Here is a 20357-nt window from a genome sequence, read left to right as displayed (position 1 = left end):
GAGCAGATCATGTCAGCACCGTCCCGCCGCCAGTACTCCCCGATGCGGGAGGCGTATGTGATCGACGCCGTGCGCACCCCGGTCGGTAAGCGCGGCGGTGCGCTCGCCGCCGTGCACCCGGCCGATCTGGGTGCGGCCGCGCTGCAGGGGCTGATGGGCCGCAACAAGATCGACCCGGTGGTCGTCGACGATGTGGTGTTCGGTTGCTGCGACACCATCGGCCCGCAGTCCGGAAATATCGCCCGCACCGCATGGCTGGCGGCCGGCTACCCGGAGTCGGTGCCCGGTGTGACCGTGGACCGGCAGTGCGGTTCCTCGCAGCAGGCCATCACCTTCGGCGCGCAGGCCATCATGTCCGGCACCTCCGAGGTCATCGTGGCCGGTGGACTGCAGAACATGAGCGCCATCCCGATCTCGGCCGCCATGCTCGCGGGTCAGCAGTACGGGTTCGACGCCCCGTTCGTCGGTGCGCAGGGCTGGGATCACCGCTACGGCACCGGTGAAGTGTCGCAGTTCAATTCGGCCAATATGATCGCCGAGAAGTGGGACGTTTCCCGCCGCGATATGGAGGAGTGGGCGCTGCGCAGCCACGATCGCGCGCGCAAGGCGATCGCCGAGGGCAAGTTCGATCGGGAGATCGTTCCGGTCGGCGACTTCTGGATCGATCAGGGTCCGCGTGAGACCAGCCTGGAGAAGATGGCCGGACTGCAGCCGCTCGCCGAGGGCAGCCGCATCACCGCCGCGCTAGCCAGCCAGATCTCCGATGGCTCCTCGGCCACGCTGCTGGCCTCGGATTGGGCGGTGCAGGAGTACGGGCTCACCCCGCGCGCCCGCATCCATCACGTGAGCGCTCGCGGCGCGGACCCGATCTACATGCTCACCGCGCCGATTCCGGCGACCAAGTGGGCGCTCGAGAAGACCGGGCTGACCATCGACGATATGGATGTCATCGAGATCAACGAGGCGTTCGCCTCGGTCGTGCTGGCCTGGTTGAAGGAGACCGGCGCGAACCCGGACAAGGTCAATGTCAACGGTGGCGCCATCGCGCTGGGCCACCCGCTCGGCGCGACCGGAGCCAAGCTGTTCGCCTCGCTGCTCAATGAGCTGGAGCGGGTGAACGGCCGCTACGGCATGCTCACCATCTGTGAGGGTGGCGGCACCGCCAACGTCACCATTATCGAGCGCCTGGGCTGAGTTCGACCGCTTGTTCGCGAGGCCGCGCACCGTTTTTCGGTGTGCGGCCTTCGGCGTCTCCGGAGAAGTGAGATAGTCGAAGAAAGGGACAAAACCGGCGATTTGGCCGGATGGGCGAATCGACGAGATATGGGCGAGCATCTGCCGAGACGGGGGTTCCTACTGGGAGCTCTCGGGGTGGGGCTCGGCATAGCGGGGGTCGCGCACGCCGATCCCGCGCCGCTGCCGCCACCGCCCATTCCGATTCCGCCGCTGCCGCCACCGCCGATCACGCCGCTGAACTATCACTCACCTGCCCTGCGGCCGTACGTGGATGAGCTGCCGATACCCGAAACGCGTGTAGCTACAGGAGAATTGGCTGCCGTCTCCGGGATCCACCGGTACCACCGGGATCTACCGGAGACGCGCAGTTGGGGATTCGGGCAGGACGTACTCGGGCCTAATCTGGAGGCACATCGGGATCGCGTGGCGCGCATCGCCTTTCGCAACCAACTGGGTACGCATGTGCTCGCACCCCATGTGGATCTGACCATGCACGGGGTGACCGAACTGGATCGGACCGATCCGCGATTCACCGTGCATCTGCACGGCGGGGCCAACGCACCCGATGACGACGGTCATCCGCTCATCGGGTGGCGCAACGGTGGTGGACCGAGCTTCGCCTATACGAATCGGCAAGAGGCCGCGACACTCTGGTATCACGACCATGCGATGGGCATCACACGGTTGAACATTCAGGCTGGGCTGGCCGGAATGTATTACCTGCGCGATGAATTCGACACCGGCCGTGACGGCAACCCGATCGGATTGCCGAGCGGGGAGTTCGAGATACCGCTCATCGTGCAGGACCGGACATTCAATGCCGACGGCAGTCTGCAACCCATGGTCGGTACCTATATTCCGCAGGGTTACAACCAATCCGGACAGGTCGGAGATGTGGCGTGCGTGAATGCCATGGCATGGCCGCGGCTCCAGGTGCGGCGGACGCTGTACCGGTTCCGGGTGCTCAACGGATCCAATTCGCGCCCTTACATTTTCGAGTTCTCCAATGGAATGCCCTGCTGGGCAATCGGAACCGACCTCGGACTGCTCGACGCGCCCGCAATCACCCCCTCGATTCGAGTCAGCCCGGGCGAACGCGTCGACCTGCTGGTCGACTTCAGCTCATTCGCCGACGGCACCACCATCGACCTCATCAATACCGCCCGAAATGACCTGGGCAATACGGTTTTCATGGTTCCGGAACTGCGCCCCATCATGCGCTTCACGGTCGCCGGTGACGGCCCGCCCGCCGAAATCCCGCCCCGCCTGCGCGGTGGCCCGGGCCTACCCGATCCGCTGCCCCCGCTCGGGCCGCCCGAATCTGTGCGGACCATGACCCTCATCGGCCTGAACGACGACTCGCGCTCGGCCGCGGTCTTCCCAACCATGATGTCGCTCAACAATTTGGCATTCCTGAGCAGCGATGTGGATATGGCGCGGGCGGGCGCCGTCGAACAGTGGGACATCGTGAATACGACCCCTTTCGACCACCCCATCCACCTGCACCTGGCCCGCCTGCGTGTCATCGGCCGTCAACCCATCCTCACCGCCGCCTACTGGTGGGCGAACCTGCCCCCGAAATTCGGCATCCGCTGGGCGCCCACCGCCGATCCGTATGCCATCGGCCCCCAACAGGGCCCGCCCCCTTGGGAAGTCGGCTGGAAGGACACCGTCGAATGCCCCACCGACACCGTCACCCGGGTCCTGGTCCACTGGCCCTCGGTCGATGACCTCGGCTTCGATCCGGACACTCCCCTGACCATCCCGCCCGGTGCCGAGGCGATTCCGCCCACGGGAACCCATGACATGGACCAACTTTCGAGTGCTCCCGAGATCCACGGCTATGTCTGGCACTGCCACAACCTCGACCATGCCGATCACGACATGATGCAGCAGATCCGCGTCATGCCCTGAGCGTCCGCGTGTCGGGGTGCGAAGTCGACCGGTGCGGTGCGCACCGCGCCTTCGCGTCCTACGGTTGGTATATGTCCAGGTCGGGGGAGTGGCGGTTCGAGGAGGTCGCGCGTAAGGCGCGGCGTGTGCAGGACGCGGTCGCGCGGGTGCGCGGGACCGCCTCGGGGGAAGGCGTGCGTGTGGAGGTAGCGGCGGACGGTCGGATCACCCGGCTCCATCTCGCGGATAGTGCACTGGCCCAGGCGATTTCGAGTGCCCACGCCGAGGCTCTCGAGCGTGCGACAGCTTCGGCGGTTGCCCTGCGCCGCGAGTCGCTGGAGGACGACACGGTCGTGCGGGGGTTACGCCGTCTGCTGGAGACCGAGCCGTCGGACTCCGCTGCCGCGTGGGAAGTGTCAGCCAGGTTCCCAGCGAGCACGCCGACCGCCGCGTCGTACGGAACCAGTGTCGCCGCGGAGGAGAATCCCTATGCGCTTCCGGTGGCCGTGCGACGGCGGTATGGACTGGCGTAGCACTCCCGATCGCCGTAGCGGGCTGGCGGAGCGGTGCGAGTCCGGCCGGTTGCGGCGTGATACGAGTCCGGCCGGTTGCGGCGTGGTGTGAGTCGGGCGGGTGTGTGCTGGGACGGGTCAGGCGGTGTGGGTTGGGTCGGGCCGGGCGTGTGGAGTGCGGAGCTGGGGATTTGCTCGGATTACTATTTGCCCGAATTGGTTTCCGGCCTCGGTAGAAAGCGGGCTGTTCATGGATTTGGGTGTCCGCTGGCGGGTACACGGGGATGGGCGCACGCCCGCGCCCGGGGCGGTGGTGCGGCCGGATGAGCGGCTGTCCTGGCCGCGCACGCTCGGATTGGGTGCGCAGCATGTGGTGGCCATGTTCGGGGCCAGTTTCGTCGCACCGGTGCTGATGGGGCTGGATCCGAATCTGGCCATCATGATGTCCGGTATCGCCACCGCCATCTTCCTGTTGGCCACGAAGGGGCGGGTGCCCAGTTATCTCGGGTGTTCGCTCTCGTTCGTCGGCGTGGCGGCGGTCATTCGGGCGCAGGGCGGCAGTAGCGCGACGGTCACCGGGGCCTGCCTCGCGGTCGGTGCGGTGCTGTTCCTCATCGGCTTGGCGGTGCGGCGGTTCGGGGCGCGGATCATTCACGCGGCCATGCCGCCGGTGGTGACCGGTGCGGTGGTCATGCTCATCGGATTCAATCTCGCGCCGGTGACCGCGTCCACGTATTGGCCGCAGGATCAGTGGACCGCGCTGCTGGTCATGCTGTTCACCGGGCTCGCGGTGGTGGCGCTGCGCGGATTCTGGTCGCGCATAGCCATTTTCCTCGGTCTGATCTTCGGCTACGCCCTGTCCTGGCTGCTGGATCGGGTCTTCGGCAAGATCCATTCGGCGGACGGCAGCGGTGCGGTCACCGACCACTGGCGACTGGATCTCTCCGGTGTCGCACACGCCGATTGGATCGGCCTACCGCAGCTGCACGCGCCCTCCTTCGAATGGTCGGCCGTACTGGTCGCCCTGCCCGTGGTGATCGCCCTGGTCGCGGAGAACGCCGGACACGTGAAGGCCGTCGGTGAGATGACCGGCGACAACCTCGACAGCGAACTGGGCACCGCCATCGCCGCCGACGGTGCGGCCTCCATGCTCTCGACCGCGGTCGGCGGTCCGCCCAACACCACCTATTCGGAGAATATCGGCGTCATGGCCGCCACCCGCGTCTACTCGACCGCGGCCTATTGGGCCGCAGCCGGTTTCGCGCTGCTCTTCGGCCTCTGCCCGAAATTCGGTGCGGTGGTCGCGGCCATTCCGGGCGGTGTGCTCGGCGGTATCACGGTCATCCTGTACGGCATGATCGGCCTGCTGGGTGCGCAGATCTGGACCAATGCCCGAGTGGACCTTCGCAATCCGCTCAATCTGGTGCCCGCCGCCGCCGGTCTCATTATCGGCATCGGCAATGTGAGCATGAAATTCACCGACACCTTCACACTCAGCGGTATCGCCCTGGGCACCCTGGTGGTGATCACCGGCTATCACGTCCTGCGCCTGCTCGCGCCCGCGCATTACAAGATCGAGGAGCCGCTGCTGGACGAGGGCACCTCGTCCTACGACGACCCCACCGGCAAGTAGTTCACTACCCCTTGCCGAGCCACCGGCGCGAAACATGTTGTGTCCGCGCCTCGGCCAGCGGTGCCGCCGGTCGTGCGGGCGGTGGTGGAGCCGTCCGCGCATCGTGCGAGATCCGAATCAACAGCGCCACGATCACATAGTTGGCCAGCAGCGACGATCCGCCGTAGGACATGAACGGCGTGGTGAGACCGGTCAGCGGAATCAGTTTGGTCACCCCGCCCACCACGACGAACAGCTGCCAGCCGATCGAGAACGCCAGACCGCCGCCGAGCAGCTTTCCGAAGGCGTCGCGGGTGGCGAGCGCGGCCACGAATCCGCGCACGGTGAGGATCAGGAAAAGCGCGAGCACCGCGGTCAATCCGGCCAGCCCCAACTCCTCGCCGATGGTCGAGATGATGAAGTCGGTCTTGGCGAACGGCACTTCCTGGGGCCGTCCCGCCCCGATTCCGGTCCCCAGCAGCCCGCCGGTGGCCATGCCGAACAGCGCCTGCGAAATCTGGTATCCGGTCGTGTAATACGTGGCGAACGGGTCCTGCCACACCTCCACCCGGACCCGCACGTGCGGGAACACCGAATACGCGAGGGTGGCCCCGATCGCGAACATGGCGAAGCCGATGATCAGCCAGGACACCCGATCGGTGGCGATATAGAGCATGGCCAGCACGGTCCCGAACACCAGTAGCGAGAAGCCCAGATTCTTCTCGTACATGAGCACCAGCAGCGACATGGCGGTCACCAGCAGCAGCGGTGCCAGATCGCGCAGGCGCGGAAAGGTCATGCCCAGCAGGCGATGTCCGGCCGTGGTGAAGAGTTCCCGATTCGCCACCAGGAACGAGGCCACGAAGATCAGCAGCAGCACCTTGGCGAACTCACCGGGCTGAATCGAGAAGCCGTGCAGCAGAATCCAGCTCTTACCGCCGTTGACCTCGCTGTACTGTGCGGGCAACAATGCCGGGAGCAGGAGTGCGCCCAGGCCCGCGAGCCCGCAGGTGTACCCGTATTCGGCGGGCGCGGTGTGATCGCGCACCAGCGCCAGCAACAGGGCGAACAGTCCGATTCCGATTCCGGTCCAGATCAATTGGTGCGCGGCATCGCTGGCCTGCGCGCCAATTCCGGCCAGCGGATTCTCATGATCGAGCCGGTCGATGAGCACCAGCCCCAGCCCGTTCAACAGCACCACGCACGGCAGCAGCACCGGATCCGCGCTCGGGGCCCAGCGCCGCACCGCCAGATGCGCCACCAGCGTGAGCACCGCGAAGATGCCGAGGGTGCTCAGTGTGGTCGCGCCGGTTCCGGCGGAGGCCGACAGGATCAGGGCGGCGAATGCGGTGATGGCGACCGCGCCGGCGCAGAGCACCAACTCCGCGCCCCGGAAGGTACGACCGGGCGACCCGACCGTATGCGAACTGTGCCGAAACCTGTTCACGCCCAACAGTAACGCGGGCGCACCGGTGCGCGCAGCGAGTAGGAATTCCGAGCGGAGAAGATCAGCGGCGGCGGAACCGCTGACTCAACTGCGGATCGTTCTCCCACCACAGCCCGGTGGATTGCGGGGCTTGCTGGGCTGACTCCGCAGCCGATTCCGTCGAATCTTTCCGGTTCGCCGCGGGTTCGGCGCGCGCCGCGGCGGCATCGAGCTCGGCATCGACCTCCGCGGCTTTGCGCTTCTCGTCATCGGACCAGGCGCGCATGAGCATGAGCGCGAACGGAATTCCGAGGACATCGCCCAGCAGCCAGAGGATGCCCGCCCCCGCCGTCTGATCCATGCGCTGACTCGGACCCCAGGTCCGGCCCACCTCCGCGTAGTAGCCCGCCGCGAGAATCGGCCCCAGCCACACCACAATGCCGAGAATGCCGTCCGCCAGCGATTCGATCACGGTGATGAGCAGCGAAACCGCCTGGGAGTACCGGTGCGGCAGCGGATCGGCCTGCAGGCGCGAATAGAAGTACAGAAAACCGATGCACACCAGAGCGATTCGGGTCACGGCATCGATGACGCCGTTCCGCAGCACCGACTCGTACCAGGGGGAGAAGTACAGCAGCCAGGGCGTCAGCAGGATGGCGGCCGACGGGACCAGCGGGAAGGTAAGCCCGGTCACGATGCGGCTGTGCAGAATTCGATCCATCCGCGCCCGCCCGGTATCCCCGAGCGCCTCGCGCAGCACGGTCAACGGCGTCCCCGCCGCCAATCCGAACGACACCAGATAGAGCAGCAGCAGGGTCTGTAGCGCCCGAACCCAGAACAGGGTGTCGGAGTACACCCCGAGCGCGCCGACCCCGGTATAGAGCCACAGCGCCAGACCGACCACTCCGAAACAGATGGCCCGGCCACTGCCCGGAAGGTTCGCGCCTCTCCGTTTCGCCGTCGCCCACGCCAGTGCGTAACCGGCTCCGATGAGAACGGTGATGACCACTGTCGAGGTATCCCAGCGCCACGAAGTCACCAGAGAACTTATCGTCAGCGGCGTTTCGATCCAGTTCACGCAGGCCAGTATCCGCCTGCCCGAACCTCACTCCCTGGCAGTGCCTGAATGGCGCTCAGCGCAGGGCCGAATGGGCAGGGCCGTGCGCTTGTTCGCAGTGCGATTCCTTGTCGCGGCCGAGCGCCAGGATTCCAGGTTGCGCGTGGTCGACCTGGAGGGTGGCATGGTCGATGTGGTGGTCGTGGGCCAGGAAGTGGGCCAGATCCTCGCGGACTGCGTGGCAGTCGTGGCCGGGTTCGACCAGGACGTGCGCCGAGAGGGCGGGGGAGCCGGAGGTGATCTCCCAGATGTGCAGGTCGTGGACTTCGACCACATGGTCGCGGCCCGCCATGGCCGCGCCGATCGCGGTGGGGTCCAGGTTCTCCGGCGCGGCTTCGAGGAAGATGCGGCTCGATGCCCGGACCAGGCTGACACCGGCCTGCACCATGAGCGCGACCACGATCAGGGTGGCGATGACATCGGCCTGGACGAATCCGGTGGTCATGATGACGGCGCCCGCGATGGCGGTGGCGATGAAGCCGTACAGGTCATTGAGAATGTGCTGGAACGCGCCCTCCACATTCAGGCTGGAGCGATTGGCGCGGCTGATCATCAGTGTCGCAATGAGATTCACGACCACGCCGATCAGCGCGGTGGTCAGCACCAGTCCACCGGTGACCTCCGGCGGATCGAAGAGCCGGCGGATCGCCTCGAAGGTCAGCCAGGCCGCGAGCACCAGCAGGGTCGCGCCATTGGCCATGGCGGAGAGGATCTCCACGCGCTTCCAGCCGAAGGTCATGCGCCCGGCGGCGGGTCGCGCGGCCAGTCGAATGGCCCACAGCGCGAGCACGATCGATGCCGCGTCGGTGAGCATATGCGCGGCGTCGGATAGCAGTGCCAGCGATCCGGAGACGATGCCGACCACGACCTCGCCCGCCATGTAGAGGACGATCAGCGCGAGCGCGCCCGCCAACCAGCGCTTATCGCTGTCCGCGGTGGCTCCGTGCGTATGCCCGTGACCATGTGAATGTCCGTCCTCATGGCCGTGCCCGTGTCCTGCGCCCACGTCGATCTCCCTTCATCCATGCCGCAGGCGATCATATGCATGCATCGCTATGTATGCAAGGTTGAGGATGTGTCAACCGCATCCCGGATGCCCTCCGCGAGGAGTGCCCGTTCGAAGCGCCCTCAACCGGCGGCGGGCTCGACCAGGGATGAGTCGGCGTGGGGGAGTCGCAGCACGGTCCAGGAATGGTCGGGAGCGTACGCCGGGTGGCGGGATGCCTCCGGATCGGCGGCCAGGCCCTCGACCCGGGTCCAATGCCCCGGACCCGCGGCGATGGTTTCGGAGTAGCGGAAGTGCAGATGCCCGTGGAAGTGCACGGCGGGCCGCAACTGCTCAACCACCCGCTGAATCCGGTCCTGGTTCGGGAAGCACTCCGGCTTGTTCTTGCGATTGAACTTGGGCTGAGTCGCGCGCGGCTTATCGTGCGTGAGCAGTACATCCACCGGCGAATCATGCTGTGCGAGAAGCTTTTCCAGCTCGTCGTCGGTCATCTCCTCTTTCGGGAACCAGAGCGTCCCGGCGGTGAGCGGCCGCCGACTCGACCCGTAGGCCCGTCGCTTGGCCGCCTGCTCCTCCCGGCGCGACTCCCGGGCCAGCCGCCACCCCTTATCCGTGGATCGCGCACCGCCGAAGGCCGCGAAAGTGGTCCCCTCCCACTCCCATCGATGCCCACGCGGCGCATACCGCAGCTGCTTCCGGCAGATGAGAAACCCCTCTTCGTCCAGCTGCTCTCCGTACTTCTCGACCAGCAGCGAGGACTTGTCGTGATTCCCGTCCAGGAAATACAGGGTCACCCCGGCCCGCTTGGCCGCTTTGTTCACCACATCGAAGTACCGCCGCCCCGACGGCATATGCTCCCAGGCCCCGAAATCCCCCACCGCGAATACTTTCGCGCACCCCGCGCGCGCCGCGACCTGCACCACCGCCAGCGCATGACTGGTGTTCCCATGTAAATCACCGACAATCAGGACGGTCCCCATCGCCATATGGTGGCACCGGCGCGCCCGTCCGGCCCAGCGAATTCCCGGTGTGGCTTCCCTCGGAAGGTCAGTGTGGGGTTCTGCCCGCGCCGTTGATGATCTTCGTCAGGACCTGTCGCATCCGGGCCACCTCCGCCGCGCCGATGGCCGAGTCCAACTGGGCGTCGAAGCGGTTCACGACCTCCATTCCGGCCGTCACCACGGATTCACCCTTCGGGGTGAGCCGAACCAGCCGTGCGCGCTTGTCGACGGGATCCGGCATCACCTCGATGTAGGCCTGTGTTTCCAGGTGTCGAATGGGTTCACTCATTGCCTGCTTGGTCACGCCGATACGGGCGGCGAGGTCGGCCAGGCGGGTGCCCCCGGGATCGATCGCCTGGAATATCGGGGCGTGCGCGGCGCGAAGATCACTGAACCCGGCGGCGGCCAGGCCCGCATCCAGTTCCGCCGCAAGTGTTCTCGCTGCGGCGTTGAGCAGATTCCCGAGCGGTAGTGGACGGTCCTGTCGCAAGTTGGTCAAGCTCTTGACCATTTCCGGTGCTCCTTCGTAGGATTGGTCAACCACTTTACTAGTTTGAGCGAGGCAGCTGTGACAGCACGAATCGGCCTGTGGCTTTCGTTGTCCGCGTTGGGAATCGAGCTGAGTTGGCTGGTTTTCGCACACGGCGCGGTCGCGGCGATCACCGCCGCCATATTGGTCGGCATCACGCTGCTGACGGTGACCGCCGGTCGGTACGCGATCGTCAATACAGCCGTCCGAGTACTGGTGGGCGCCATGTTCGCCGGATCCGTCGCCGACCGTTTCGGGTGGCTCGGGGCTCCGGGCGCGCCGGGGGTGTCGTGGGGTCGCTATTCGGCATTCGTCGACTACACCCGCACACTCATCCCGGATCCGCTCGACTGGGCGGCGCCGGTACTGGGCGGCGTGGCAACCGTCGCCGAAGGCGTTCTCGGTATCTGCCTGCTACTCGGTCTCGCGGCAAGGCCCGCCGCGGGACTCGCGACGGGGCTATTGCTCACCTTCGCCGCGGCGATGTGGACATCGGTGGGTTTCGGCGAAATGTGTTCGTACGGAGTTCTGGTGGTCGCGGGCGGCGCTGCGATGCTGAGCACCTGCGATACCGAACTCCGACTCGATCGAGTGTTCCGATCGGTCGAGGCGCAACCGAGAAGCGCTCGGTAGCAGCAACAAGGCCGTCCCCGGGCGAGAGGTTCCGGGGACGGCCTGTGCGCGCGGTGCAGGACACCGCGCTACGGACCCGAGGTCGATCGGGTCCGTGAGGTGCGCGGCCGGTTGTGTCGGCCGCGCAGATCGAGGGCCCCGCGGTGGAAACCGCAGGGCTGGTGGGGGATCGGTTACGCGGTGGCTTCGGCGTCGGTGACGCGGTAGCTGCCGAGTGCGTCGATGCGGGTGATCGCGTCGGCGATGATGCGGTCGATCAGGTCCTGGACGGTGGGGAGGTCCTCGATGATGCCCGCGACCTGACCGGAGGCGAGCACGCCCGCGTGGGTGTTGCCGTCCACCAGGCCAGCTTTGAGGAGCATGGCGGTATTGGCACCCATGACGACCTGGGACCAGGTGAGGTCCTTGTGCTTGCGGGTGTTCAGGCCCTCCTTCGCCATGGTCGTCCACTTCATCCCGGTCATGGACTTGAACTTGGCGGCATTGGTGAGGGCCACGATCAGGCTCCGGGTGTTGCCCGAATGTTCCAGCTTGTCAACGAGTTCGGTGTTGAGCACGCGGTGCGGCATACCGTCGACCTTGGTGGAGACGACGGTGTCCTGGAGTCCACGCTTGAGGTACTCCTGCTTCACCGACTCCGGCACGCTGCTGTCCTGGGTGAGCAGGAAACGAGTGCCCATGGCGACACCGGCCGCACCGTAGGACAGTGCGGCCGCCAGGCCGCGGCCGTCGAAGAAGCCGCCACCGGCGACCACCGGGATATCGACGGCGTCCAGGACGGACGGGAGCAGCAGGGTGGTGGCGACGGAACCGGTGTGGCCACCACCCTCGCCGCCCTGCACGATTACCGCGTCCGCGCCCCAGGACGCCACCTTCACCGCGTGCTTGGCCGCGCCGATGGACGGCATGACGACCACGCCGTTGTCCTTGAGGCGGGCGATGAGCTCCTTCTTTGGAGCCAGTGCGAAGGAGGCGACCTTCACACCCTCGCGGATCATCAGCTCGCAACGATCGGCGGCATCGGACAGGTCGGCGCGGATGTTCACGCCGAAGGGCTTGTCCGTCTTGGCCTTCGTCTTGGCGATGGCCACCTCGAGTTCGTCGAGGTTCATGGTGGCCGAGGCCAGAATGCCGAGGCCGCCCGCATTGGCGGTGGCCGCGACCAGACCGGGCCCGGCGACCCAGCCCATTCCGGTCTGCACGATCGGATGCTCGATGCCGACCAGCTCGGTCAGCGGTGTCTTCAGCCGAGCGGTCATGCTGATTCCTTTCCAGCGAGAACGGGGCCCTGCGTGGTTACACTTCGCTGCCGCCTCCGGGACTGACCGTTCATGCCGTCACTTCCTTCTCACGGAAGCCCTTGGGGTCCAGCACGGTTCGAATGATCCGCAGCTCTTCCTCGGTGGGCAGCCGGGTCTCGCCCGCCTCGGCCAGGCCCGCGATCTCGAACGAGGTGTTCTCGGCGACCTCGTCGGCGGTCACGCCCGGGTGCAGCGACAGCGCGCGCAGGGTGTGGTCCGGACCGTTGAAGTCGAAGACGCCCAGGTTCGACACCACGCGGTGCAGGTGGTGGAAGCGGTAGGCCGGGTTCTCGGGATCGATCTTGTCGTAACCGATTCCGGAGACGATATCGACGGTCTCCACGAAGACGCGCTTATTGTGCTTGGGCACGAAGTAGCTGGTGGCGTGGTTGATGGTGTTACCGGGCGCGCCGCGCACACCGAACATCTGGCGGGTGGGCTGCTGCAGCGGGCCGAAGGCCGAGAGGTTCTGATTGCCGAAGCGGTCGATCTGGTTGGCGCCCATGACCACATGGCGACGGCCGGAGGCGACCACGTCGAAAACCTTCGAGAACGGAATCCAGCCCTCGATCGGGGCCTTGCCGCCGATCGGCGGAACCTCGGCGAAGAACAGCGCCTCACCGTCGGACAGCAGCAGATCCGGCTCGAAGGTGAGCCGCGCCAGCCGCGCGCCGATGGTGGTTACCGTGGACATCGGGCTGGCCATGATTTCGCCCGCGCCACGGAAGATTTCGGCCGCGGCGACAACGCAGATCTCGGCCCGAGTGATGGTTGCGGTGTCAGTCATTACTTCTGCTCCTCGGCGAAAGCACGGACGGCGGCCTGGTATTCGTCCTCGGACACATCCAGGTAGGTCGCCTTGAACTCCGCCCACGATTCGGGCGTCTTGGCGGCCTCGACATAGTGGCGCTGGAACTTCTCATCGCGGCCGTAGCTGCCGGAGAAGGTGAAGTGCGCGCCACCGGGGGCCTCGACCACACCGTCGACCATCATGCGGTTGAGGATGATCGACTGCTGCGGAACGGCTTTCACCAGTTCGTCGGTCTCTACCAGGCGGTCCACCGACAGGTAGCGGCGCTCGGCGGCCAGGGAGTACAGGTCGTCGAAGTACGGGTCGACGCCGGTGTACGCGGCATTGCCGTGCTTATCGCCGAGATCCAGGTGGACGAACGAAGCGTCCAGGTTCAAAGCGGGCATGGCGATGAGGGTTTCGCGGCGGCCGTCGGCATCGCTGTACGGCGATTGCACCGTCTTCAGCTCGCCCTCCCAGAAATCGACTACGGCGGAACCCAATCCGGCGCGAATCGGCAGGAACGGCAGGCGCGCGGCGGCGGCCTGGAGGCCGCACTTCACCATGCCCTCGTCCATCTCGCGCACGGTGATCTCGCCACCGGTGCGCGCCTTGGCGAACCACGGATCGTAGAACGGCGCGGAGTCCAGGGATACGAAGCCGTAGTACGCCTTTCGCACCTTGCCCGCCGAGCAGAGCAGGCCGAGATCCGGTCCGCCGTAGGTGACGACCGTCAAATCCTTGATGTCCGAACGCAGAATCGCGCGGACGAAGGCCAGCGGCTTGCGCCGGGAACCCCAGCCACCGATGCCGATGGTCATACCGCTGCGGAGCTCGCCGACGACCTCGTCGAGCGTCATCCTCTTGTCGCGCATGGCTTTTTACTTCCCCTTCTTCTGCGCGGCCAGGTCATCGTCGAACCGGGCGCGGATCTCATCGGCGACACCGGCGAGGTTGAGCTCCATGGTGAAGCCCTGCTCGAACCGGTAGGACTTGTGCACGTCCTGCACGTCGATGCCGTTGAGCGCCTTCTTGGCGGCGCGAATGACGCGGCCGTCCTTATTGGCGATGTTCTTGGCGACTTCCATTGCGGCGGCGTCGAGTTCGGCGCGCGGCACGACCTTGAAGACCGACCCGTAGTGGTGCAGCTGCTGCGCGGTGAGGGTGCCCGCGGTGTAGAACATGGTCCGCATCAGGTGCTGGGGGACCAGACGGGAGAGATGGGTGGCCGCACCGAGCGCGCCGCGGTCGACCTCGGGGAGGCCGAAGGTCGCGTCGTCGGAGGCGATGATGACATCGGAGTTGCCGACCAGGCCGATGCCGCCGCCGAGGCAGAAGCCGTTGACCGCGGTGACGACCGGTACCTCACAGTCGTAGATGGCGGCGAAGGCGGCGAAGCAACCGTGATTCGCGCGGATGAGCGCGGTATGCCCGGTGTCCGCGTTCATCTCCTTGATATCGACGCCCGCGTTGAAGCCGCGGCCTTCGGCGCGCAGCACCACGACCTTGGTCTCGGGGTTGCGGCCCGCTTCGCGGACGGCATCGGCAAGAGCGAACCAGCCGTCAGAGGGCAGGGCGTTGACCGGCGGGTAGTCGACAGTGACGACTTCCACGCCTTCGGTTTCGGTGTGACGGATGATCCCCATCGCAAGTCCCATCGTTGGCAAAACAAGCAAGTGCTTGGTAGGTTAGCACGGTGGCAATCGAAGTGAACCTCTCCGGCTCGGTCGTCTTGGTCACCGGCGGCGTGCGCGGAGTCGGGGCCGGTATCAGCCGGGTATTCCTGGACGCCGGCGCGACCGTCGTGGCATGTGCGCGCCGCCCCGCCGACACCCCGGTCGAGAGCAATGGGCGCGGTATCGACTTTCTTCCGTGCGATGTGCGGGACCCGGATTCGGTGCGCGAGATGATCGACGCCATCGTCGCCAAGTACGGGCGGCTCGACACCGTCGTCAATAACGCGGGCGGTGCGCCGTTCGCGCTCGCGGCCGATGCCAGCCCGAACTTCCACTCCAAGATCATTCAGCTGAATCTGCTTGCACCGCTGCTGGTCTCGCAGGTCGCCAATGACGTCATGCAGAAGCAGGACGACGGCGGCTCGATCGTCATGATCTCCAGCGTCTCCGGGCATCGCCCCTCGCCGGGCACCGCCGCCTACGGCGCGGCCAAGGCCGGTGTGGACAGCCTGGTCGCCTCGCTCGCGGTGGAGTGGGCCCCGAAGGTCCGGATGAACTCGGTCATCTGCGGCCTCGTCAATACCGAATCCTCGCATCTGCACTACGGCGACGAGGACGGTATCGCCGCGGTCAGCGGCACGGTTCCCATGCAGCGCATGGCAACCCCCGAGGACATCGGCCGCACCGCCGCCTTCCTGGCCTCCCCGCTGGCCGCGTACGTCACCGGCAGCGCGCTGCTGGTACACGGCGGCGGCGAGAAGCCCGCCTTCCTGCAAGCCTCCACCGCTGATGTCCCCGCGGTGACAGGCCACTAGCGAGCTGGCTGCGGGGTGGCACCACGCCGATCCACCGCAGCGGCAGCCCCTCCCGTCCCTCCGGGGGTGTTGGGGGTGCAACCCCAACAACATCCTTTCCACTCATCAGCGAGGTAATTCGATATGACCGAGAAAATCTGCGACGGCCGCGTGGTCATCGTGACCGGTGCGGGCCAGGGCATCGGCCGCGCGCACGCGCTGGCGTTCGCCGCCGCCGGAGCGAAGGTCGTGGTGAACGACCTGGGCGCCGAGCTCGACGGCACCCCCAAGCCGGACTCCGGTGCCGCGAAGGTGGTCGAGGAGATCCGCGCCGCCGGTGGCGAAGCCATCGTGAACGGCGACGACGTCTCGGACTGGGAGGGTGCGCGTCGCCTCGTCGCCACCGCCATCGAGACCTTCGGCGGCCTCGACGTACTGGTCAACAATGCCGGTATCGTCCGCGACCGCATGCTGGTCAACCTCGGCGAGGACGAATGGGACGCGGTCATCAAGGTGCACCTCAAGGGTCACTTCGCCCCGATGCGCCATGCGGCCGAGTACTGGCGCAATGAGTCCAAGGCCGGTCGTCAGCCCGAGGCGCGCGTGATCAACACCAGCTCCGGCGCGGGTCTGCTCGGCTCGGTCGGTCAGGGCAACTACTCGGCCGCCAAGGCCGGTATCGCGGGCCTGACCATTACCGCCGCCGCGGAGTTCGCGCGCTACGGCATCACCGTGAACGCCATTGCCCCGGCCGCGCGCACCCGTATGACCGAGACCGTCTTCGCCGAGACCATGGCGGCCCCCGAGGACGGCGGCTTCGACGCCATGGCCCCGGAAAACGTTTCCCCGCTGGTGGTTTGGCTGGGCAGCACCGATTCCGCCGGCGTCACCGGTCGCATGTTCGAGGTCGAGGCCGGCAAGGTGACGGTCGCCGACGGCTGGCGGCACGGTGTCTCCATCGACCGCGGCGCCCGTTGGGAGCCGGTCGAGCTCGGTCCCGCGGTGCGTGAACTGCTGTCGAAGGCCACCACGCCGGAGCCCGTCTACGGAGCCTGACCGCCTCCCCGCGACTTTCAGCCCGGCTCAGGCGGGGCACCGGTCGCGTTGGCCACCGGCGGTGTGGCATCGGGCGAGTTCGCCCGTCCCCGATGAGTTACCCCTGGCGGCGCGAGATCAGTTGTCGCCTTTGAAACGAACAGGCACCGCACATAGACCGCCCCGGCACACCTGCCGGGGCGGTCTATGTGTTTTGGGACACATTGAGCGTCGGTGATGTTATGGCTGGTCGGAGGTATCGGAGGGGTAGCTGTCTGGTTGGTCTGGAATGTCCTTGTCTGCCATGGGGAAGTAGGGGTCCGGTGGGTGCAGGCAGGGTCGGCCCAGGGGGCCGGTAACCCTCTGATCGGCCAATTGTGCTGGGGCGCTTGTTGATATTCGGGACGCCGGGGCGAAGTCAGGCGTACGGTTTGGAAGGCCCCCTAACGGGCTCGGGAGTTGTGCGGGGTGAGGTGGTGGCCGTTACGATGACCGCGTTCCGCAAAGGTCCGGCAATCGGGGCGGCCGGGCGTACGTGTACCGCTCCGCAGTACTGGAGCAAGCCGACTGCGCAGTATTGATGAGGGGATGGCTCTCGCATGATCATTGGTCGTGCATTGCGCTCGGTGGCAGTTCTCGCAGCTGTCGCCGGGTCAGCGCTGCTCGGGCCGGTGCCCGCAGGAGCGCAACCGGGAATCGACCTGGATCCCGCACCGGGTGCGGGTGCGAACCCCACCGTCGGTGTCCCCAATCCCCAGTCCGTGGCCGTACCGGTGAATCCCGTTGCCGGACCACAGGATCTGCTCGCCATGATTCTCGGACTCGGCACCGGATCCGCCGCGGTGGGCTCCGCGGCGGTCGGCTCCGCCGGAGCGGGCACCGGCTCCGCGGTGGGTGGCACCGGTTCGGCTGCCGTCGGCTCCGCGGGCGCGGGTACCGGTTCAGCACTGCTGGGACTGGGCGCGACGGGCTCCGCCGCGGTCGGCTCCGCGGGCGCGGGTACCGGTTCAGCGGCCCTCGGCCTCGGCGCGACAGGTTCGGCCGCGCTCGGAACAGGTTCCGCCGCAGTGGGTTCCGCCGGTGCGGGTACCGGCTCGGCACTCGGTCTCGGCTCCGCCGCGGTGGGCTCCGCGGGTGTGGGCGCCGGTGCGGGTCTGCTGGCCACCCTGCTCGGCACCGGTTCGGCCGCGGTCGGTTCGGCGGCGGTGGGCTCCGCGGCCGTCGGCTCCGCCGGTCTCGGTGCGCTCTGCACCGGTTCCGCGGCTGTCGGTTCCGCCGGAATCGGCTCCGCGGCAGTGGGTTCCGCACTCGGCGGTGGTTCGGGTGTCGGCTCCGCGGCGGTGGGTTCGGCCGCGATCGGTTCGGGTGGTGTCGGCTCCGCCGCGACGGGTTCGACCGATGTCGGTTCTGCCGCAGTGGGTTCCGCGGCCTTGGGCTCGGCGGCGGTCGGCTCCGCCGGCATCTGCGCCTCACCTCTGCTGCTGCTGTTGATTCCGCCGCCGAGTCCGCCCGCCCCGGCGACTCCGCCGGTGCCACTGGAGATTCCGTCTCCGCCGAATCCGGCGGTCCCCGCGATTCCCGCGATCCCGGCGGTGGTCCTGCCCGCGCCCCCCGCCCCGGCGGCCGCGCCCGCACCTGTACCACCACCTCCACCGGCTCCGGCACCCGTACTGGCGCAACCGAATCCGGATGTGAAGCCGACCTCGGCGAACGCGCCATTGCCGCCGGTGAAGCTGCTGTCGGTGATCGGCGGCTTGATCGCGCTCGCCCTGGTGGGCACCGGTTCGGGTGCGGTGAGTTTCCAAAGCGCTTCGGCGGCACAGGCGCGGGTCGACGCCGCGCGGGCCGCGTTCTTCGGACCGAGGGTGTGAGGGCATGACCGAGAGCCGGGCGCATAGCATCGGGTCCTACCGCCGGGTGGCGGCGGCGGTGGACGCGGTGTGCGCGGTGGCCGCCGATTTCGACGCCACCAATCTCGACGAGGTGGTGCTCGCCATCTCCGCCGAGCGCCGCCGGATGATCGAGATCGCCAGTGCCCAACTGGGTCCCGGGGTCTGCGGTCAGCGCCGCAGTTATCCGGACAAGGATGTGATCGTGCTGGCCGAGGCACTGCCCAGCCGCGAACACACCCTGGCACATGAGTTGGGGCATATCGTCTTCGACCATCCGGGTGAGGCGGCGACCGAGGTGGTGCTGGAGGCCAGTGACGATCTCATCGCCTACATGCTCAGTCAGCGCTCCCATCAGAAGATCGTGGAGCTCGGCGAGGACGAGCAGTGCGAATGGGAGGCCGAGACCTTCGCCAGCATGCTCATGACCCGCCTGCGCGTATTCAACAGCCGAGGCGCAGGCGTCTCGGTCCTTCGATTCGATGAGGCACTCGGATGACCGAGTCAGGCCCGCAGGCGGCAGCTTGTGTAACCACGGAGGGCTCTCGGTCATCCGATGTCGGGCGCAGCTCGACCGAGTCAGGCCCGCAGGCGGCAGCTTGTGTAACCACGGAGGGCTCTCGGTCATCCGATGTCGGGCGCAGCTCGACCGAGTCAGGGCACGGAGGAGGCGGCCTGCGTAACCACGTAGGGCCCCTCGGACATTCGCGAAAGGGCGCAGCATGACCTTCTGGTTGACGGCTTTGCTCGTCTGGATGGCCGCTGGTGCTCGCGTGGGGCGGGTGCTGGTGAAGCCCGCGACCACCGCTCGAGTGGCGATCGTGGTCGCGGTGGCGTCGGTCGCGCTCGCCGCGACCGTCTGTATCCCGGAAATCGGTGTGGCGGTTGATCATCTGCTGCCCAATGGCGTGCACGGCAGCTGGTTCTCCGATCGGCTCACCACCTCGTCCTGGATTCTGTTCGGCACCGCGACCTCGGTGGTGGCGGCCGCCGCATGGCCGGTGGTGTCGCGTCGGAATCTGCGTCAGATCGCCTGGGTCATCTACGCGGGCGGCGCGGTGGCCATGGCACTCACCCTGCTGTGGTCCATCACCTTCGGCTGGGTGATCGTGGCCCTGGAATGCCTGTTCATCGTGATCACCGGTGTGCGCAACCTGGATTGGACCGCACTGGGCCGCGGTATCGCGCTCTACTGCGTCGGCACCCTGGTGGTCGGCGTGCTGGCCGCACTCTCGGTCCGCCGCGAACTCATGCACGAGCCGATGGCGAAACCCGAGGCGGGAGACTGGTTCTGGCCGGTGTGGCAGCTCGCCAGCCTGCTCATCGCGGTGGGCGCGGTGTGGATCGTGATCGAGCTCTGGGCGCGAGCGCGCCTGCTGCTGAAGCAGATTCGCACCCTGCACCGGGTACTGATCGCGCGCTTCCCCGAGGTGGTCGCGAAGGATCAGACCGGTTCGGCCACCCAGTTGAAGGCATCGGACCAGGTGGCACAGGTCATGGACGCCCTGTACCTGCAATCCGGTGGCGGTTTGGAGCTGGCCGCGGCGGGCACCCCGCCCGAGGCCGTCGCCGAACGCGCGGCGCGGGTGGCGGAGTGGGCGCGAAATCCCTTCGGCGATGTGCTGATCGACGGTCGCTGGATCGCGCCGCCGGAGGGTGTGGGCCCGCGCGGCTGGGTGCAGGCCATAGCCCGCGCCTACGATGCCGGTGCCGAGGCGCCCAGTCGCACCGCTGCCGAGCGCTGAACGGGTAAGCGCTGAACGGCCACAGCCGGGCCGCTGTGGGACAACCGATGTTCATCCCGCGTTAGTCGAGGCTTCCCTAAGAGGAACATTCTGCTCCGAATAAAAGGGCTCCAGCCTTAGGCGAGGGCCATCTGTCGCAGGTTCTGTCTTAGTTGCGCCAAC

19 protein-coding genes are annotated in these 20357 nt (G+C 67.1%); 10 read left to right on the top strand and 9 right to left on the bottom strand.

Annotated features, from left to right (window positions below; genetic code table 11):
- Positions 1 to 42 precede the first annotated feature (42 nt).
- The 4 genes from OHB26_RS08775 (at position 43) to OHB26_RS08760 (ending at position 5274) form a co-directional block, all read left to right on the top strand.
- Complete coding sequence (locus OHB26_RS08775; RefSeq protein WP_330185547.1) at positions 43 to 1194, top strand: acetyl-CoA C-acetyltransferase; 1152 nt, start codon at positions 43 to 45, stop codon at positions 1192 to 1194.
- Positions 1195 to 1323: 129 nt separating this feature from the next.
- A complete protein-coding gene (locus tag OHB26_RS08770; RefSeq protein ID WP_330183697.1) occupies positions 1324 to 3150 on the top strand; it encodes a multicopper oxidase family protein in 1827 nt (608 codons plus the stop codon).
- Between the two features lie 71 nt (positions 3151 to 3221).
- Entirely contained in the window at positions 3222 to 3662 is a 441-nt protein-coding gene (locus OHB26_RS08765) for a YbaB/EbfC family nucleoid-associated protein (RefSeq protein WP_330183696.1), read from the top strand.
- Positions 3663 to 3891: 229 nt separating this feature from the next.
- Positions 3892 to 5274, top strand: coding sequence for a uracil-xanthine permease family protein (locus tag OHB26_RS08760; RefSeq protein ID WP_330183695.1), 1383 nt, complete (start codon positions 3892 to 3894; stop codon positions 5272 to 5274).
- 4 nt (positions 5275 to 5278) lie between these two features.
- Here OHB26_RS08760 and OHB26_RS08755 read toward each other — a convergent pair whose 3' ends face one another.
- The 5 genes from OHB26_RS08755 to OHB26_RS08735 all read right to left on the bottom strand — a co-directional run bounded on the left by OHB26_RS08755 (position 5279) and on the right by OHB26_RS08735 (position 10314).
- The gene (locus tag OHB26_RS08755; RefSeq protein ID WP_442942881.1) at positions 5279 to 6706 is read right to left on the bottom strand and encodes an FtsW/RodA/SpoVE family cell cycle protein; all 1428 of its coding nucleotides are present in this window, start codon (positions 6704 to 6706) and stop codon (positions 5279 to 5281) included.
- Positions 6707 to 6761: 55 nt separating this feature from the next.
- The gene (locus OHB26_RS08750) at positions 6762 to 7748 is read right to left on the bottom strand and encodes a cytochrome c oxidase assembly protein (RefSeq protein WP_330185545.1); all 987 of its coding nucleotides are present in this window, start codon (positions 7746 to 7748) and stop codon (positions 6762 to 6764) included.
- Between the two features lie 64 nt (positions 7749 to 7812).
- Positions 7813 to 8802: a cation diffusion facilitator family transporter gene (locus tag OHB26_RS08745; protein WP_330183694.1), complete on the bottom strand. Its 990-nt coding sequence runs from the start codon at positions 8800 to 8802 to the stop codon at positions 7813 to 7815.
- A 122-nt stretch (positions 8803 to 8924) separates the two neighbouring features.
- Complete coding sequence (locus OHB26_RS08740) at positions 8925 to 9782, bottom strand: metallophosphoesterase family protein (RefSeq protein WP_330183693.1); 858 nt, start codon at positions 9780 to 9782, stop codon at positions 8925 to 8927.
- A 67-nt stretch (positions 9783 to 9849) separates the two neighbouring features.
- Entirely contained in the window at positions 9850 to 10314 is a 465-nt protein-coding gene (locus tag OHB26_RS08735) for a MarR family winged helix-turn-helix transcriptional regulator (RefSeq protein ID WP_330183692.1), read from the bottom strand.
- Positions 10315 to 10371: 57 nt separating this feature from the next.
- On the opposite strand from OHB26_RS08735, the gene OHB26_RS08730 reads away from it, so the two are divergent.
- The gene (locus OHB26_RS08730; RefSeq protein ID WP_330183691.1) at positions 10372 to 10965 is read left to right on the top strand and encodes a hypothetical protein; all 594 of its coding nucleotides are present in this window, start codon (positions 10372 to 10374) and stop codon (positions 10963 to 10965) included.
- A 173-nt stretch (positions 10966 to 11138) separates the two neighbouring features.
- Here the strand turns inward: OHB26_RS08730 and OHB26_RS08725 are convergent, their stop codons facing one another.
- From OHB26_RS08725 to OHB26_RS08710, 4 genes are all read right to left on the bottom strand, one after another.
- Complete coding sequence (locus OHB26_RS08725; protein ID WP_330183690.1) at positions 11139 to 12224, bottom strand: NAD(P)H-dependent flavin oxidoreductase; 1086 nt, start codon at positions 12222 to 12224, stop codon at positions 11139 to 11141.
- Between the two features lie 70 nt (positions 12225 to 12294).
- On the bottom strand, positions 12295 to 13053 hold the full coding sequence (locus OHB26_RS08720) for a CoA-transferase subunit beta (protein ID WP_330183689.1): 759 nt from the start codon (positions 13051 to 13053) through the stop codon (positions 12295 to 12297).
- Positions 13053 to 13931, bottom strand: coding sequence for a CoA transferase subunit A (locus tag OHB26_RS08715; protein ID WP_330183688.1), 879 nt, complete (start codon positions 13929 to 13931; stop codon positions 13053 to 13055). Before OHB26_RS08715 ends, OHB26_RS08720 begins: the two co-directional genes overlap by 1 nt.
- Before the next feature lie 6 nt (positions 13932 to 13937).
- On the bottom strand, positions 13938 to 14702 hold the full coding sequence (locus tag OHB26_RS08710) for an enoyl-CoA hydratase family protein (protein WP_067569267.1): 765 nt from the start codon (positions 14700 to 14702) through the stop codon (positions 13938 to 13940).
- A 56-nt stretch (positions 14703 to 14758) separates the two neighbouring features.
- On the opposite strand from OHB26_RS08710, the gene OHB26_RS08705 reads away from it, so the two are divergent.
- The 5 genes from OHB26_RS08705 (at position 14759) to OHB26_RS08685 (ending at position 20195) form a co-directional block, all read left to right on the top strand.
- On the top strand, positions 14759 to 15547 hold the full coding sequence (locus OHB26_RS08705; RefSeq protein WP_330185544.1) for an SDR family oxidoreductase: 789 nt from the start codon (positions 14759 to 14761) through the stop codon (positions 15545 to 15547).
- Between the two features lie 123 nt (positions 15548 to 15670).
- The gene (locus OHB26_RS08700) at positions 15671 to 16582 is read left to right on the top strand and encodes an SDR family oxidoreductase (RefSeq protein ID WP_330183687.1); all 912 of its coding nucleotides are present in this window, start codon (positions 15671 to 15673) and stop codon (positions 16580 to 16582) included.
- Between the two features lie 578 nt (positions 16583 to 17160).
- Positions 17161 to 18432, top strand: a complete 1272-nt coding sequence (locus OHB26_RS08695; protein WP_330183686.1) for a hypothetical protein — start codon at positions 17161 to 17163, stop codon at positions 18430 to 18432.
- 4 nt (positions 18433 to 18436) lie between these two features.
- Complete coding sequence (locus OHB26_RS08690) at positions 18437 to 18949, top strand: ImmA/IrrE family metallo-endopeptidase (protein ID WP_330183685.1); 513 nt, start codon at positions 18437 to 18439, stop codon at positions 18947 to 18949.
- 223 nt (positions 18950 to 19172) lie between these two features.
- On the top strand, positions 19173 to 20195 hold the full coding sequence (locus OHB26_RS08685; RefSeq protein WP_330183684.1) for a hypothetical protein: 1023 nt from the start codon (positions 19173 to 19175) through the stop codon (positions 20193 to 20195).
- Positions 20196 to 20357: the final 162 nt, after the last annotated feature.

The sequence above is a fragment of the Nocardia sp. NBC_01503 genome, assembly GCF_036327755.1.
GTDB lineage: Bacteria > Actinomycetota > Actinomycetes > Mycobacteriales > Mycobacteriaceae > Nocardia.
The sequence above is the reverse complement of the archived record's forward strand: the minus strand, read 5'-3'. Positions and strand labels throughout refer to the sequence as shown.